The 15,812-nt window shown below is 43.4% G+C and carries 16 protein-coding genes and 1 tRNA gene; 12 read left to right on the top strand and 5 right to left on the bottom strand.

Annotated elements, in window-relative coordinates; translation table 11 throughout:
* Positions 1 to 59 precede the first annotated feature (59 nt).
* Entirely contained in the window at positions 60 to 1,181 is a 1,122-nt protein-coding gene (locus BO18_RS02225) for a DUF362 domain-containing protein (protein ID WP_034443232.1), read from the top strand.
* Positions 1,182 to 1,255: 74 nt separating this feature from the next.
* Here BO18_RS02225 and BO18_RS02220 read toward each other — a convergent pair whose 3' ends face one another.
* From BO18_RS02220 to BO18_RS02200, 5 genes are all read right to left on the bottom strand, one after another.
* Positions 1,256 to 3,061, bottom strand: a complete 1,806-nt coding sequence (locus BO18_RS02220) for a S41 family peptidase (protein WP_034443230.1) — start codon at positions 3,059 to 3,061, stop codon at positions 1,256 to 1,258.
* 121 nt (positions 3,062 to 3,182) lie between these two features.
* Positions 3,183 to 3,410 (bottom strand): bacteriocin, encoded by a 228-nt coding sequence (locus tag BO18_RS34665; RefSeq protein ID WP_034443228.1) that lies wholly within the window; start codon positions 3,408 to 3,410, stop codon positions 3,183 to 3,185.
* Positions 3,411 to 4,236: 826 nt separating this feature from the next.
* A complete protein-coding gene (locus BO18_RS02210) occupies positions 4,237 to 4,794 on the bottom strand; it encodes a DUF6036 family nucleotidyltransferase (protein ID WP_034443227.1) in 558 nt (185 codons plus the stop codon).
* A complete protein-coding gene (locus BO18_RS02205) occupies positions 4,775 to 5,326 on the bottom strand; it encodes a hypothetical protein (protein ID WP_185752322.1) in 552 nt (183 codons plus the stop codon). Before BO18_RS02205 ends, BO18_RS02210 begins: the two co-directional genes overlap by 20 nt.
* Positions 5,327 to 5,681: 355 nt before the next feature.
* Entirely contained in the window at positions 5,682 to 6,986 is a 1,305-nt protein-coding gene (locus BO18_RS02200; RefSeq protein WP_034443223.1) for an alpha-amylase family glycosyl hydrolase, read from the bottom strand.
* A 167-nt stretch (positions 6,987 to 7,153) separates the two neighbouring features.
* Between BO18_RS02200 and BO18_RS02195 the strand changes: the two genes are divergently transcribed.
* From BO18_RS02195 to BO18_RS02145, 11 genes are all read left to right on the top strand, one after another.
* Positions 7,154 to 7,227 (top strand) — tRNA-Met (locus BO18_RS02195).
* A gap of 187 nt (positions 7,228 to 7,414) precedes the next feature.
* Complete coding sequence (locus tag BO18_RS02190; RefSeq protein ID WP_034443221.1) at positions 7,415 to 9,244, top strand: EAL domain-containing protein; 1,830 nt, start codon at positions 7,415 to 7,417, stop codon at positions 9,242 to 9,244.
* A complete protein-coding gene (locus BO18_RS02185; RefSeq protein ID WP_034443219.1) occupies positions 9,241 to 9,678 on the top strand; it encodes a hypothetical protein in 438 nt (145 codons plus the stop codon). Before BO18_RS02190 ends, BO18_RS02185 begins: the two co-directional genes overlap by 4 nt.
* Positions 9,679 to 9,688: 10 nt before the next feature.
* A complete protein-coding gene (locus BO18_RS02180; RefSeq protein WP_034443217.1) occupies positions 9,689 to 10,231 on the top strand; it encodes a GNAT family N-acetyltransferase in 543 nt (180 codons plus the stop codon).
* A gap of 130 nt (positions 10,232 to 10,361) precedes the next feature.
* A complete protein-coding gene (locus BO18_RS02175; protein WP_034443215.1) occupies positions 10,362 to 10,880 on the top strand; it encodes a CarD family transcriptional regulator in 519 nt (172 codons plus the stop codon).
* A 195-nt stretch (positions 10,881 to 11,075) separates the two neighbouring features.
* Entirely contained in the window at positions 11,076 to 12,263 is a 1,188-nt protein-coding gene (locus tag BO18_RS02170) for an alanyl-tRNA editing protein (protein ID WP_034443213.1), read from the top strand.
* 18 nt (positions 12,264 to 12,281) lie between these two features.
* Positions 12,282 to 13,025: an AzlC family ABC transporter permease gene (locus tag BO18_RS02165; protein ID WP_034443211.1), complete on the top strand. Its 744-nt coding sequence runs from the start codon at positions 12,282 to 12,284 to the stop codon at positions 13,023 to 13,025.
* Positions 13,022 to 13,333 (top strand): AzlD domain-containing protein, encoded by a 312-nt coding sequence (locus BO18_RS02160; protein WP_034443209.1) that lies wholly within the window; start codon positions 13,022 to 13,024, stop codon positions 13,331 to 13,333. Before BO18_RS02165 ends, BO18_RS02160 begins: the two co-directional genes overlap by 4 nt.
* A 20-nt stretch (positions 13,334 to 13,353) precedes the next feature.
* A complete protein-coding gene (gene ispF, locus BO18_RS02155) occupies positions 13,354 to 13,893 on the top strand; it encodes a 2-C-methyl-D-erythritol 2,4-cyclodiphosphate synthase (RefSeq protein ID WP_034443206.1) in 540 nt (179 codons plus the stop codon).
* 36 nt (positions 13,894 to 13,929) lie between these two features.
* Positions 13,930 to 15,354 (top strand): cysteine--tRNA ligase, encoded by a 1,425-nt coding sequence (gene cysS, locus BO18_RS02150; protein ID WP_034443204.1) that lies wholly within the window; start codon positions 13,930 to 13,932, stop codon positions 15,352 to 15,354.
* Complete coding sequence (locus tag BO18_RS02145) at positions 15,339 to 15,776, top strand: Mini-ribonuclease 3 (RefSeq protein ID WP_034443202.1); 438 nt, start codon at positions 15,339 to 15,341, stop codon at positions 15,774 to 15,776. Before cysS ends, BO18_RS02145 begins: the two co-directional genes overlap by 16 nt.
* The last annotated feature ends 36 nt before the right edge of the window (positions 15,777 to 15,812 follow it).

The raw sequence follows: 15,812 nt of genomic DNA, 5'->3' as shown, positions 1-15,812 counted from the left end.
GATATAATGTTATCATTAAATTGGCGGCGGAAAACGGCGATTCAGGTAAGGAGATTTTTATGGAGAAGGCAAAAGTATTTTTTACGGATTTCAGGACCCAGCTGGATGTTCCACAGACAGCAAAACTGCAGCGCCTCATAAGAAGAGCAGGGATCGATAGCATCGATTTTGAGGGGAAGTTTGTTGCCATCAAGATGCATTTCGGAGAACTGGGCAACATGTCCTATTTAAGACCCGGCTACGTGAAGGCTGTGGCTGACCTTGTCAAGGAACTTGGAGGAAAGCCCTTCCTTACAGACTGCAACACACTGTATCCCGGAAGCCGTAAGAATGCGGTAGATCACCTCTACAATGCGGAGGTAAACGGCTTTAACAGTGTTACTACAGGATGCTACGTTATCATTGCCGATGGCCTTAAGGGCACAGATGAAGCAGTAGTACCTGTACCGAACGGAGAGTATTGCAAGGAAGCTCAGATTGGAAGAGCTCTTTATGATGCTGATATTATCATCTCCCTTTCTCATTTCAAGGGACATGAGATGACAGGCTTTGGCGGAGCCATCAAGAACATTGGAATGGGCGGCGGAAGCAGAGCCGGCAAGATGCAGCAGCACAACGACGGAAAGCCCATAGTTGACCCTGAGCTTTGCAGATCCTGCCATATCTGTGCAAGAGAGTGCGGATCAGATGCTATTTCCTATGAATCTGGAAAAGCCTTTATTAACCAGGATCTCTGCAAGGGCTGCGGAAGATGTATCGGAGCCTGCGCATTTGACGCCATCAGCGCCCAGCAGGACAGTGCGAAAGAGGCCCTTTGCTGCAAGATGGCAGAGTACACAGCTGCAATCTGCAATGGCAAGCCAACCTTCCATATCAGTCTTATTATGGACGTTTCTCCTAACTGCGACTGCCATGGAGAGAATGATGCTCCAATCCTTCCAAACATCGGAATGTTGGCATCCTTTGACCCTGTAGCTCTGGATCAGGCCTGCGCAGATCTTTGCCTTGCAGCTGAGCCTGTTCGCAACAGTCAGCTTGGAGACCACCTTGCTCAGGAAGGCTGGCACCATCACCACGACCACTTCCTTGACTCCAACCCAAATGTTAAGTGGAAAGAGACCTTAGAGCACGGCGAAAAGATCGGACTTGGAACAAGAGAGTATGAACTTATTAAGATGTGAGTATAAAGGAAAAACCGGGAACATCAAGGTGATGTTTCCGGTTTTTATTATGCGCGCTTAGCGCCACACGTTTCTTAGCGATAATGATTGTTCATGATAGAAACAATCTCTTTGGGATTATAAAGCGTTGTTTCAGCTGCGTCATCCGGATTTACTGACAGGGGATAATCGGGAGTTATGCCTCCATCAACTGAAATACCATGGGAATCAGTCATGGCTATGTTAGAGGAAATGCGATAGTAGTTACATTCATTTGGCAGTGCCAGCATGTTAACGAGACACCCTCCTCCTCCGGAAGTTTCCCCGATCAAAGGAATGCCTCGCTCCTTTGCCAGTGTGGGCGCATAATTTCCGCAGGAATATGAATATCTTGATATCATGATAGCGTAGTTGAAACCGTTTTTTACGTCCGCATCTTTTTCATCTATGGAACCATCCAGATTTTTATCTGCGTTGAAAATACCTTTTTTCCATGCCCCAGTATTTACATTATAGTGGTAGAAGAAAGCATTATCCTCATAGATCATACTGAGGATGTAGCCCATGGTCTGATCACTTCCGCCTCCGTTAGTGGAAAGATCCAGAACAAAGTTATCGCACTTGTTTTCTTTTGCATATTCTAAAGCTTCCACAAAGGGCCTTACTCCGGAATCCTGGATGATCACATCATCATCAAATTCATCAAACTGGAAGATTGCTGTATTGTTAAAAAGATAAATAGAAGCAATTTCTTGCTCATCTTCATTTTCCCAAGTCCTGGAGGGTTCTCCGAATCCTTCCAGGCGCTGGGCAGTCAGTCTGTTGGCCGTAACAAAAACTTTTTCCCAAAGGTCTAAAACCTTGTTGGCCGCTTCTTTGGAAGCGGAATCTTCATCAAGGAGCCTTCGGAAGTCTTTGCTCACTTCAAGGTCTTGGTTATTAATAAGCCTGAAAATAAAAGAACTACTGAAGAAGGAATGGCCTCCATCAAACAGCAGATCATCCAGCATGATAAGTCCCTGTGCGTATTCTGCTTTGTTTGTGGAAGAAAGATAGGTCTTCATCTGTTTAAGGTCAATTCCATTTAGCGTCCCGCCTTCTTCCAGGGTTTTATCAAGTCCAAGGGTGCTTAGTTTCTCCACAAATTCCGGAGACAGGGCCCGTCCCGGTCTTCCGTAGAGGTTATCAAGTGCAAAGCACAGCTCACGATACGCGTAGGCAGCCACATCCTGTTCTCTGGTCAGAGTTTCAAAAAACTCATTCTCTTTAGCCGCAATATTATCCGCTGCATCTGCTCCGGAGGAATCTTCCCTGATAAAATAGATCGCTCCATCGATATAATCAGAATAGGTCAGGCTCTGATCTAATATATCCGACCAGGTGGAGAGTGGGAGGAAAACCTGTCCGTTCTGGGCATGGATATCTATTCCATATCCTGACAGATCATAGGTTACCTTTGGGTCGCCTTCCCGGGACACAAGAGTTGTGCTTACATAATCTACCATGGTCCCATCTGCTTTTCCGACTACAAATTCCTCAAAATCTTCAAAGGTCAGCGTTTCTTTTTGGGTATTGATCTTTAACTTACTGCCGGTCTTTCCGGTATTCTTATTTTTCCCGATGACCGTATAATGATTTCCCCATCCTGTCAGCGTATAATCGGAATCCTCGCCATAGACAAGATCCAGATATTGTTCCAGATTGACATAGGGAACATTAGGCATATCGTCGTTAAACACACAGGTGATTTCAGATTGCTCAGTGGCATCTTTTTCGTATACGGTTACCTGTTTCTGGGTAAAAGAGCTATTGGCGTCTTGAGAGCCAGTTCCAGCTCCGCAGCCATATAGAAGCATACCAGCTATCAGGGTACCACAAACAACAATTTGCCTTTTCCTCATTAGTTTTTCTCCATTCAATAAATGTAGAAACGCCGAAAAAAGGCCCTCTTGTGATATTTCATCATAGAAGGCCTCTATCACCAGCATTCATGAATAACGCTGTCTTTATACTACGAATTCTTTAAAATCTTGACAATGCTCCGTCAGACTTAAGGCTGCTCAAACGTCCTTTCTTTCCATTGCTTGCAATACCTGCTTCACTTGCAATACCTGCATTGCTTGCAACACCAGCCACGCCAGCAACACCAGCTACGCCAGCCACGCCAGCCACACCTGCTTTCACGCCGCCTGAAACGTTCTCAAGCTCATTATCATTAAGAATTGCTTTGTTCTCGTTTTTCTGCTCCATCACATTTCCTCCTTCTTTTTAGGAATCATTTGACCCAGTTATTTATGTATACGAATGAAAACCGGGTAGGGCAATAAAAAATGAAGATTTTCTTTTTTTATTATAAATTACCATGGGAGATATATGTGTGAGCGTAATGATGTTTATAAAAGTTTTATAATTGCGTAGAGATAAATAAAAAAGGAAAGCAACGAATGCTTTCCTTTTTTTAGTAGCGAGAGGGGGACTTGAAGAGTCTTGAGCTCTGCAATCCCTGTATTTATGCGGATTTCAAACGTCATCCACCAATTTGTTTTCATTTTGTTTTCACTTTTCAATCGATTGTCAGAGTAAAAAAGCTGCCCATAGGACAGCTTTCACCATTTTTGGTTTTGCTGATTTTTCCGTTGTCTGCCAACTTGTTGCCCAACATGTGCAACTGAATTGTCAGGTTTTTCCGTTGCCTGCCAACTTGCTGCCCAACATGTGCAGCTGAGATATCAGATTTTATAGGTGTCAGCGCACCTAAAGCTTTGCTTCTATCAAAATAATAGCAAAATACATCAAAATTATAAAGCAGAAATGTGAAAAGACTACTGTTTTGGATCAACTATTGTATTTTGTCAAATAGAAGAGGATGTAAACAAGCGATAAAAACAAGCGATAATATCAAAGGCTTGATTTTGTTAGTCTTGTCAAAAAAAGAAGGCTACAACAAAGTGCAGCCTTCAGTAGTTTCCACTTAACGGTAGGATTCACCGCTTTTATAGTTCCCACTCACAGTAGGGTTCACTGATTAAGTATAGAATAACATAAATCTATTTATAGTCAATATTACGTTAGAACGTTACAAAAGCTGTGCGTCCACAAGCTTTAGCTTGTGGATATCATTTCGAAGTAAATATTCATCACCATACAGCCGGGTGAAATTGCTGATGACTTTATTGGGAGTTATTCCATCTTGTTTCAAAGAAGAGGAGAGAACCTCCGTATCTTGTATGTCTTTTGGCCTGAAGGATACCAACTTCATGCAGTATAAATCAAGGTCATCAACAAGAAAAACATCAAGAATGCTACGATATGTCTTAAATAGCTTAGCATTGTCAAATAGTGCAAATGAAAACGAATCAGAGTGCATGACATCCGCATTCATCCAATCATCAGGAAGATTGTTTTCTTTTGCAACTGACTGGCAGCATGAGTAAAGATTGTTTTGTTCTCTGTAACAGATATCTATATCAACAGTGGATCTCCCATCATGATATTTAAGTGCCATGGCTGCGCCACCAACTATTAGAATTGTATGTTTTCCAATGCCTGTTTCAATGATCTTTTGAGCTAGTGCATCGAGATATTCTTCAATGTTTGATTTGGATAGGTATTCTTCACTTGTTAGATGGGACATTTACTGCCTCCTGAACATTTGTTATTAGTAAACCTCTGCACAAGAAGGCAGGAATAGCTCGTTGGAGCTCTTCGTTTAGAACGTCTTTTTGATCATATTTAAAATACATAAGATAGGTATACGGATCCAGGACAAGATCGTTGGTTTTTCTGGTTATAGGTCTTTCAATATCACAAATATAATCCAGATAGCCAGCGAGATATCGTTTATTTATACCCCTGTATTTAGTAATATCATATTTTTTTAAGAATTCTTCCTGACTCATGGACTTGTGATCATGTGCCACAGTAGACATGAATAGAGTGTACTTTTCATAATCTACATCCTTCACAGGACGATATGACCTATGTATTCCAAGGAGTTTTGCATACATAGTAAGCCTGTTTTCAATTTCTTGAGCCTGTTTTTCCAAATCTTTCCGTGTTTCTAATTCAAGTTGAAGTTTGCTGACATCATCTGATTTGATATAACGGCTCTTAACGTGTTTGCCTTCTCGGTATTGGAGATAATGGTATTCTTTGCCTTTTATCATACGCTTTCGAATGTTACCTTTGGGGTAATGCGTAAGATCTTCCTGAATACAGGATAGTTCCTTATTCAATTGATCATATTCATTTTGAAAAGTATTCATACGCTTCTAAACTAAAAAATATTTTATTATTGTAGGGTAATTATATCAGATTATATTTGAAGATACAATAGTATTATAAATGTAATGCAAGACACTTGCATTTTATGAAGAAAAATGGACCACAAACCCCGTCTCCTATGACCATCCGGGGGCTCTGGACAACAAAAAAGGAAAGCAATGAATGCTTTCCTATTTTTAGTAGCGAGAGGGGGACTTGAACCCTCGACACCGCGGGTATGAACCGCGTGCTCTAGCCTCAGATCTGCAAAAGATAAGAGGTATAGCCTGGAATTTCAAGTCCGCCGCCAAAGTCGATGTCTGCTCCTGTGATCAGATCTTTTGCCCTTCCTGCTCTTGCGTCAAAATGGGCATGATAAGGGTTTTCATCTGCGTTTATAACTACCAGGACTCTGTCGTCGGCAGTTTCTCTTTCAAAGATACACTGGCGATTTGTAAGTACCAGGGACTTAAATCCGCCGTAGTTAAGAGCATTGGATCCTTTCTGTCCTTTGCACAGGGCTGCTATATGGTCCGTAAGCTCATTCCACTCGGGCTTCTCGAAGCAGGGGCGAAGAGCAGGATCACCTTCTTTTTTATCAGCCTTGGTTCCCCATTCACTTCCGTAGTAGATTGTAGGGATTCCTGGCATTCCAAACATAAGGGTATAGATAAGCTTTAAATGGTTTGGATTAACCAAAGTGCTGGCAATCCTGCTGACATCATGGTTGTCAACGAATGATAACAGGTGCTTTCCTTTGTATAGAGTCCAATTCTCCGGGCCAAACTGTCTGAGCAATGAATGCACGATCTCAAAAAGGTTCATGCTGTTCATTGCAGAGAACATGCCCTTATAACACTCATAATTGGTGGCGCTGTGGCAAAGGTCATCACCCATGATCCTGTTGTAGTCGCCCCCGATCATCTCACCCATCAGGAAGAAATCCTGTTTCCAGCCTTCCGTCTCATGTCTGAGCCTTCTAAGGAAGTCGCTCTCAACACAGTAAGCCACATCAAGACGAAGACCATCAATTCCAAACTCATCGATCCAGAATTTAACACTCTCTAACAGGTAGTCCACGACCTGTGGATTTCTAAGGTTAAGCTTTACCAGGTCAAAGTTGCCTTCCCAGCCCTCATACCACAGTCCGTCATTATAATTGCTGTTGCCATCAAAGCTTATATGGAACCAATCCTTATACTGGGAGTCCCATCTCTTTTCCAGAACATCGGTAAAACCAAAGAAGCCTCTTCCTGCATGATTAAACACTCCATCAAGTACTACCTTGATCCCCTTTTTATGAAGTGCGTCACATACTTTCTTGAAGTCCTCGTTTGTGCCAAGCCTTGTATCAATCTTTCTGTAATCCCTGGTGTTGTAGCCATGGGTATCTGACTCAAACACCGGATTGAAAAGAACTGCTCCTATCCCAAGCTTTTCCAGATGAGGTATCCAGTCTATGACCTTAAGTATTCTGTGCTCCAGCTTTCCATCATTTTCAAAGGGAGCCCCACAGAATCCCAATGGATATATCTGGTAAAAAGACGTTTCGTAAGCCCACATTTCTTTTGCCTCCTACATTATGTTATGAATTAATTATACATTGGTTTACACTAAAACGATAATAAACTCTTTTTTACAAAATATCTTGAAAATATGCTTGACAACATAGTTTCATCGCGGTATATTATACAAGTCGCTTGTGATTGACGGCGACAGATCATAGAGATGGCGAGGTAGCTCAGCTGGCTAGAGCACGCGGTTCATACCCGCGGTGTCGAGGGTTCAAGTCCCCCTCTCGCTACTATAATAAACAAGATGGAAGCTAGTAAATATCTGGCTTCCATTTTTTATTGCGTAATCCATACGCCTTCTTAAAATTAGTTGTTGCACCGGGGAATTTGTAATATAATTTATTTATGGAAATACGCACACCTTTTATTGCAATTTTGGTACTAGCAGTACTGATCATTATCTACCTGAGGAGGTCGATGCCTCAGGTCTTTTCTTCACGCGTGTTCTTCGCATTCCTTGTGGCAGCATGCGTCAATACTGTGTGCGATATATTGGAGTGTGCTGTTTTTGTTTATCTTGATGATTCCTTCTATGTTTTGAAAAGGGCGTCCCAGGGATTATATATTGAAACCCTTATGATATGTGCCTATCTGATGTGCAATTATGTGTATGCAAAGGTCATCAGAGGCAAAATGGTCAATAAGCTTGTTGTGGCGATCATGGCAGTCCCGGTGGCTGTTGGTATCGTCGCGGTATTTACCGGGACTATTTATTACAGCAGGACAAACGCAGGATATTACTACAATTACGGACCTACTGTACAGTTTTGCTACTTTGTAGGATTTGTTTACATTTTTGGAACACTTATTATGGCGGTATTCAGAAGAGGAAAGCTCCGCAAGGAAGAGGCAATTGGTATAATTATTGGCCTCTTTATCTGGACAGCTCTTTGCTCATTCCAGTTTCTGGTCCATGGATATCAGGTCAGCAGTGTAGCAATGATGCTTATGTCCCTTATCCTGTTTCTTTCTGCTGAAAACCCCAAAGAGTATTACGAGAAGAATATCAGCAATGTAAGGAACAAGGATGCTTTCCACATGATGCTGATCGACAAGTTCGGATATAAGAGGCATTTTTTCATAGCATCAGTTATATTTACAGGCAAATCCACTGTTCTCACGGGAGAGGACAGGGACATGCTTGGAAATCTCCAGTTCAGGATCGCCAGGCTGGCCGAGGATGTAATTGGAGAAGCTGCATATCTTTCTGAGTGGAATACCCTTTCCTTTGCCATAAGGAGTCCGGAAAAGGTTGAGAGGCTCATGTCCCTCATCAACAACTATAAGGACGAGAATAGCAACTATAAGCTTACCTACTCAGTTCTTGAGGTTCCTAAATGCACAGATGACCTGGATGAAGCACTTCAGATCCTGAGCTTCGTTTCCGGAGAATATGTCTATACCCAGTCGTCACCTAATCTGGTGGTAAATGACAGGATTGTGGACAAGATGACCTACAGAAACAATGTAGAGACCATCGTTAGGAAGGCCATTAAGGATAAGGCTTTCGATGTTTACTACCAGCCGATCCTATGTGTTGCGGATGGAAAGTTTACATCCACAGAGGCTCTTGTGCGACTTAGAAAAGCTGAAAGTGAGAATTATATTTCCCCTGAGGATTTCATTCCTGTAGCTGAAAAGTGTGGCCTTATCCGTGAAATTGATGATCTGGTATTTGAAAAGGTTTGCTCCTTCATAGCTAGGGAGAATCTTTCAAGCTATGGCCTTAAGACAGTGGAAGTTAACCTTTCTGGAAATGAAGTAGTGGACAGACAGACCTACTCAAGGCTCATGAGCAAGATGGAGAAATATCACATTCCTCCTAAATTCATCAATTTCGAGATCACAGAGACGGCCTATATTAACAATGATGAGATGTTCAAGGAGAACGTCCAGAAGTTAAAAGAGCTGGGAAGCACCTTTTCAATGGATGACTTCGGCTCGGGCTATTCCAACCTCTTAGAGCTTTTAAAAATGGATTACGCTCTGGTTAAGATGGACAAGGAATTCATCTGGAACTGCCTTGATTCAGGAAAACCTGAAAACATGAGGATGTTGGAATACTCCATAAACTTTCTTAAGGATTATGGACTTCACGTTCTTGCAGAAGGTGTGGAGACCATTGAACAGGCACAGCTTTTGATTGATAAAGGTGTTGAATACCTTCAGGGCTTTTATTATTCAAGGCCCATACCTGAAGACGAATATATTGAGTTTCTTAAAGCACAGAAAGGAGAAAGGCTATGAACGAGGCTCTTTATAATGCAGTATTTTGTTACGGTGAGAACAAGGTGGATCCATTTGCAGCCTGCTGCGTGGATTTTGACAGGATCATTGGTGATATGAAACTGGTAGGGTATGAGCTTACCCCTTTTAACATCGCCCATCATATCTTTTTGGAGAAGGTTGATGAGCTCATAAAGGCCAAAAATAAGATTATCGCGGAGACTATGGACCTGCCCAATAAGGATGATTATTGCAGAGAAAAGTATGGGATTTCCTTCAAGGATATCGATGCCCTTGACCCGAGAAACGACCTGGAATTTGATATTAAGAGCGGACAGGTTATTTTTTACCTGACTAATGATGCGCTTCATATGCAGCAAGAGTATAACCTCGTTTTCAAGAAGGAATTAGATCAGTTTGTGGAAGAGACGGGATTTAAGTTCGTTAGTCTGTAAGGCGGGGAAAATGGTACTGGAAACTGAGCGATTGATACTCAGAGGCTGGAGAGATGCAGATGCTTCCAGCCTCTTTAAATATGCAAAGGATGAAAGAGTGGGGCCGCCGGCAGGCTGGGCTCCTCATACTGATGAAAATTATTCAAAAGCTGTGATCCGGACTATCCTGGCTAAGGATGAGACCTATGCCATATGCTTAAAGGGCACGGACGAGCCAATTGGCAGCATAGGCCTGATGTTCAGGGACTCTGGTGAGCGCGGTATTCCTGACAATACCGCGGAACTTGGCTACTGGCTTGGGGTTCCTTTCTGGGGTAAAGGCATAGCTTTTGAGGCAGCAAAAGAGATATTGAGACACGGCTTTGAGGACCTAAAATTAGACACTATTTACTGTGGTTATTTTGAAGGTAATGAACGCTCAAAAAAATTGCAACAAAAGTGTGGTTTTAAGTACCATCACACCAATTCAAAAACACATGTTATTATGCTGAACGAAATCCGTACAGAGCATATAAACACTATATCTAGAGCCGATTGGAGGAGTGACCACTAGACACAAAAATAACACACTTTTTAGTGATTTTAAATGTTACAAAAGGCGTAATATTATGTTATAATTGACATGCTGAGGCGCTCATAATTGAGTTAACAGTTGTGTGCTTTTACATATAAGGAGGAACGGGATGCTAAATGTTGGTGAGTGCGTAATTTATGGCAGTCACGGCCTCTGCAGCGTACGTGATATTCTGATTCCGTCTTTTCTTGAGAGAGGAAAAGAGAAAGAGTATTATCAGATGATCTCAGCAGTTGACGCCGGAAGTGTTCTCTATGTGCCTGTAGATGGCGCTGAGGACAAGGTGAGGGATGTTATTGCTGCAGATGAAGCAGAGGATCTGATCGATGAGATCGAGTTTGCTCCGGATCTTGAATTGCCGGAAGGGAAGAAGGCAGAACCGGCCATTATGGAAGTTATCAAGCGTAACATGGCCGAGGAGATGATGAGCCTGGTTAAAGCCCTTCGCAGGAACAAGGCTATCCGCGAAGCAGAAGGCAAGAGATTTGCCAGCCTGAACGAGAAGTACCTTAATATCGCTGAGAAGCTCCTTTATACGGAGCTGGCGTTCTCACTTAAGGCAGAAAAGGATGACATAAAGAGAAGAGTATTAGAGGAACTTTCCCAGCTACCATTAGAGACTGCATGATGCAGTCTCTTTTTGCGTGTAAAGCAGAGTCATGTAGATTTATCTGCATTGCATGCTTGCATGCAAATGAAGGTAAATCTATATGACGAGCCACACGAACGAGAAAATGCTTGTCATTTTCGAGTTCGTGTCTGCTTTACATGCAGGTAGACTTTGTACTGTTAAGTCTCGCTGTAATGTGATAAAATGTGTTCTATGGTTAAGACAAGAGAACTTTATTATGAAGATGCATACACATACAAATTTGATGCCATGGTTCTTTCCTGCACAGAAGGGAAGGGTGGCACTTTTTTTGTGATTCTGGACCAGACAGCCTTTTTCCCGGAGCAGGGTGGACAAAGCTCTGACGTAGGCGTTATAGAGGATGAAAATGGAACCAGTATCAAGGTGACACACACTTCTATAAAGGATGGAATCATAACCCACGTGACAGATGCGTCTCTACAGGAAGGCACAAAGGTTACCGGCAGGATCGACTGGGGACACAGGTTTTCCAATATGCAGCAGCACACCGGAGAACATATCTTTTCCGGGATCGTGCACTCTGAGTTTGGCTACGACAATGTGGGTTTCCATTTAAGCGATTCCGAGGTCACCATGGACTACAGCGGCCCTCTAAATGCAGATGATATCAAGGCTCTGGAGCTTAAGGTCAACAGGGCTATCTGGGAGGATATTGAGGTTCAGTGTACTTTCCCGTCAAAAGAGGAACTGGACAAGCTGGAATACAGAAGCAAGAAGGAACTGACCGGCGATGTGAGGATCGTCACCATTCCGGGCTATGACGTTTGCGCCTGCTGTGCACCACATGTAAGCACAACTGCGGAGATAGGATTCCTTAAGGTTGTTTCCTTCCAGGCCTACAAGGGCGGAGTAAGGGTCAGCATCCTCTGTGGCAAAAGAGCTTTAGGCTATATTCAGGATGAACACGATATCCTGTCAGAGATTTCCAGAAGCCTTACAACCTCAGCAGATAAAGTCATGGATTCTGTGACTAAGATGAGAGAAGAAAACCATGAGCTTAAGGGAAAACTTATTGAAGCTCAGGAAAAGCTCTTGGAATATGAGCTTCAGGCCATAGATAAGGTCCAGGCAGATGTTTTTCTTGTAAAGGATTCCAGAATGGACGGAAATCTTATGAGAAAGACTGTAAATGCCCTGGCAGCAGAGCATGGCGGATACTGCGGCGTATTCTCCGGAACTGATGAGTCGGGCTACAAGTACATTGTTGCGACCGGAGCTGAAGGCAAGGAGCTTAAAGCACTTCAGGAGGTACTGAGGGAGAAGTTCGGTGCTAAGGGCGGCGGAAACGTTGCTATGATACAGGGGAGCATTGGACCGGTTGTGATGGGAGACGTGCTTTCGGAATTAGGAAAGCTTTAAGTAGTTGGGAAGAGAAGTATGAAAAGTAGTGCAGGTAGTTTTGAGGAATTTCAGAGGGGCTGTAAAAATGCCATCCCCATCTGTCTTGGATATATAGCAGTTTCTTTTGCCTTTGGAATTGAGGCCTCCAAGATCGGGATGACAACCTTTCAGGCAGCTATGACATCTCTTTTAAATGTCACAAGTGCAGGGCAGTTCTCAGCCCTGGAGCTTATAGCCAGAAACGGTAGCTTTGTGGAGCTGGCTATATTGCAGTTCATTATCAATCTGAGGTACATGCTCATGAGCTGTGCCCTCTCACAAAAGCTTGATACAAGTGTTTCAACGGGCCACAGACTGGGAATTTCCTATGGTGTGACCGATGAGATCTTTGCCCTCAGCGTACTTCAAAAGGGTAAGCTCTATCCTGCCTATTCCTACGGCCTTATAGTCACTTCCGTATTTGGATGGGTGTTTGGAACCACCCTTGGAGCCATCTCCGGACAGATCATGCCACAGCGCCTTATAAGTTGCCTTGGACTGGCGATTTATGGTATGTTTATTGCGATCATTATTCCTGATACAAGGATCAACAAGGCTGTACTTGCTGTAGTGGTTTCAGCCATGGGACTGAGCACGGTGTTCACCTTTGCGCCTTTCCTTAAGGACCACATTTCCGGCGGTTTCAGGATCATTATAATAACAATTGTTGCTTCTGCTTTGGCGGCTGTTTTTGCCCCTATAAAGCATGAAGATAAAGAGGCAGGAGGTAAAGAGGCATGAGCAGAGTTTACCTTTACATCCTGTTGATGGCAGTAGTAACCTATCTTATCAGGTCACTGCCACTGACTCTTATAAGAAAAGAGATAAAGAGCAATTTTATCAGGTCCTTCCTGTATTACGTGCCCTATGCCACACTGGCTGCCATGACATTTCCTGCTATTTTGGGAGCGACCAATTATGTTTGGTCATCGCTTGTAGGGTTTGCAGTAGCTCTTTTCCTGGCCTTTAATAAAAAGAGCCTTCTAACTGTTGCAGGGTTTGCCTGCGGAGCAGCGTTTATAGTTGAACTTATCATAGATTTTATCTGATATAGAAAGGAACTGGATTTATGCGTATTGGAATGGGATACGATGTACATAAACTGGTAGAGGGAAGAGATCTCATTATGGGAGGCGTTAAGATCCCTTATGAAAAGGGACTTCTGGGCCACTCAGATGCTGACGTACTCCTCCACGCCATAATGGATGCCCTTCTTGGAGCAGCAGCTTTGGGAGATATCGGAAAGCACTTCCCGGACACTGATCCTAAGTACAAGGGAGCTGATTCAATAGCTCTTTTAAAAGAAGTGGGCACCATGCTTGATAAGAATCATTTCGTCATCGAGAACATTGATGCGACCATCATTGCACAGGCTCCTAAAATGAGGCCTTTCATCGATGAGATGAGGATAAACATAGCTCAGGCACTGAGAATTGAGATGTCTCAGGTTAATGTCAAGGCTACAACCGAGGAGGGGCTTGGCTTTACAGGCTCTGGGGAAGGAATTTCATCACAGGCGATATGTCTTTTGACAAATCCGATGGACGCTTATAGCTCAGTGATGAATGCTGGCGGTTGCGAACGATGTCAGGGCTGTGACAGAGGATGAAAAGAGCTTTAGGAAAGGATTTTTGGGAAATTAACTATGGCAGAGAAGTTTGAGTTTTACAATTCACTTACTAGAAAGATCGATGAGTTCGTGCCAAACGAACCTGGAAAGGTCTCCATGTACACTTGCGGACCTACCGTTTATCATTTTGCTCATATTGGAAATATCAGAACCTACATCATGCAGGATGCGCTTATAAAGGCTTTGGAGTACGCAGGCTATGAAGTTAAGCGTGTCATGAACATCACTGATGTGGGACATCTTTCTTCTGATGCAGATACCGGAGAGGACAAGATGCTTGCCGGTGCAAAGAGAGAGCACAAGAGCGTAATGGAGATCGCGAAGTTCTATACAGATGCTTTCTTCAAGGATTTTGAGGCTGTTGGCAATAAAAAACCAGATGTTATAGAACCGGCAACTAACTGCATCCCTGAGTTTATTCACATGATCGAGGTGCTTCTCGAAAAGGGATATGCTTATCAGGCCGGCGGAAATGTGTACTTTGACACAAGTAAGCTTGATGACTACTATGTATTCTCTTCAGCAATCGAGAAGGAGCAGCTTGAGGTTGGCGTAAGAGATGACGTTGAGGAAGATGTGAACAAGAAGAACAAGACAGACTTCGTTCTCTGGTTCACCAAGTCAAAGTTTGAGGACCAGGCTCTTAAGTGGGACAGCCCATGGGGCGTTGGATACCCAGGCTGGCACATTGAGTGCTCATGCATTTCCATGAAGCATCTTGGAGAGAAGCTTGATATCCACTGCGGCGGAGTTGACAATATGTTCCCTCATCACACCAATGAGATTGCCCAGTCTGAGAGCTATCTTGGACACAAGTGGTGCGGATACTGGTTCCACTCCAATCACCTTAACGACAGGGCTGGAAAGATGTCCAAGTCAAAGGGAGCAGTGCTTACTGTTTCTGTCCTTAAGGAAAAAGGCTATGATCCTCTTGTTTACAGGTTCTTCTGCCTTCAGTCCCACTACAGGAAGCCTCTTGAGTTCTCCTTTGAGGTTCTTGATAATACAGCAGCAGTTTACAACAAGCTGGTCAAGAGAGTGGCTGAGCTTAAGGCTGAGGGAGCAGTTGACGAGAAGGTTAAGGCAGAGTTTGAGGCTAAGTTCAGGGAAGCTGTTTCTGACGACCTGAATACTTCAATGGCTATTACAATCCTTTACGATGCCCTTAAGGCTGACACTAACGATGCTACAAAGCTTGCTCTGGTTGAGAGCTTTGACAGAGTGCTTTCTCTTGATCTTATCGGACATGCCAAGGCACTTTCAGAGGAAGCGCCCGTTGATCCTGAGCTTTTGGAGTTCATCAATTCCAAGATACAGGAGAGGGCTGAGGCTAAGAAGGCAAAGGATTTTGCAACTGCTGATGCTATAAGACAGGAGCTTCTTGATAAGGGCGTAGAGATCAAGGATACCCGTGAGGGAGTTAAATGGCAGCTGATTTAAACGAATATATAAACGAGAAATTTGATGTGGAGTCCAAGGACATCAGGACCTATTCGCCTCTGACATTTGCGTATATCGGGGATGCAGTCTTTGACCTGGTGGTCCGCTCCGTTCTCGTTAATAAAGGAAATACAGCGGTAAATAATCTCCATAAAAAAGCAAGCGCTATTGTTAAAGCGCCCACCCAGGCGGCTTTAGCAGCTGCTATTATGGATGATCTCACCGATGAGGAAAAAGACATTTTCAGGCGCGGACGTAACTCAAAGCCCCACACCAAAGCCAAGAATGCATCTACCATGGAGTACCTGGAAGCAACTGGCTTTGAGGCTGTTATAGGTTTTTTGTATCTGTCAGGAGACATGGACAGGGCACTGAACCTGGTGAAAAAGGGCTGCGAGAAGCTTGGAGTATTGGTGAACTGATTGCTGCGATGTATCAGGCACTGAATAAGAGGATTT

This window comes from Butyrivibrio sp. AE2032, assembly GCF_000702965.1.
The sequence above is the reverse complement of the archived record's forward strand: the minus strand, read 5'-3'. Positions and strand labels throughout refer to the sequence as shown.

Coding starts and splice junctions, on each gene's coding strand:
- BO18_RS02225 (WP_034443232.1), top strand. CDS start 60: ATGGAGAAGGCAAAAGTATTTTTTACGGATTTCAGGACCCAGCTGGAT.
- BO18_RS02220 (WP_034443230.1), bottom strand. CDS start 3,061: ATGAGGAAAAGGCAAATTGTTGTTTGTGGTACCCTGATAGCTGGTATG.
- BO18_RS34665 (WP_034443228.1), bottom strand. CDS start 3,410: ATGGAGCAGAAAAACGAGAACAAAGCAATTCTTAATGATAATGAGCTT.
- BO18_RS02210 (WP_034443227.1), bottom strand. CDS start 4,794: ATGTCCCATCTAACAAGTGAAGAATACCTATCCAAATCAAACATTGAA.
- BO18_RS02205 (WP_185752322.1), bottom strand. CDS start 5,326: ATGATAAAAGGCAAAGAATACCATTATCTCCAATACCGAGAAGGCAAA.
- BO18_RS02200 (WP_034443223.1), bottom strand. CDS start 6,986: ATGTGGGCTTACGAAACGTCTTTTTACCAGATATATCCATTGGGATTC.
- BO18_RS02190 (WP_034443221.1), top strand. CDS start 7,415: ATGCCTCAGGTCTTTTCTTCACGCGTGTTCTTCGCATTCCTTGTGGCA.
- BO18_RS02185 (WP_034443219.1), top strand. CDS start 9,241: ATGAACGAGGCTCTTTATAATGCAGTATTTTGTTACGGTGAGAACAAG.
- BO18_RS02180 (WP_034443217.1), top strand. CDS start 9,689: ATGGTACTGGAAACTGAGCGATTGATACTCAGAGGCTGGAGAGATGCA.
- BO18_RS02175 (WP_034443215.1), top strand. CDS start 10,362: ATGCTAAATGTTGGTGAGTGCGTAATTTATGGCAGTCACGGCCTCTGC.
- BO18_RS02170 (WP_034443213.1), top strand. CDS start 11,076: ATGGTTAAGACAAGAGAACTTTATTATGAAGATGCATACACATACAAA.
- BO18_RS02165 (WP_034443211.1), top strand. CDS start 12,282: ATGAAAAGTAGTGCAGGTAGTTTTGAGGAATTTCAGAGGGGCTGTAAA.
- BO18_RS02160 (WP_034443209.1), top strand. CDS start 13,022: ATGAGCAGAGTTTACCTTTACATCCTGTTGATGGCAGTAGTAACCTAT.
- ispF (WP_034443206.1), top strand. CDS start 13,354: ATGCGTATTGGAATGGGATACGATGTACATAAACTGGTAGAGGGAAGA.
- cysS (WP_034443204.1), top strand. CDS start 13,930: ATGGCAGAGAAGTTTGAGTTTTACAATTCACTTACTAGAAAGATCGAT.
- BO18_RS02145 (WP_034443202.1), top strand. CDS start 15,339: ATGGCAGCTGATTTAAACGAATATATAAACGAGAAATTTGATGTGGAG.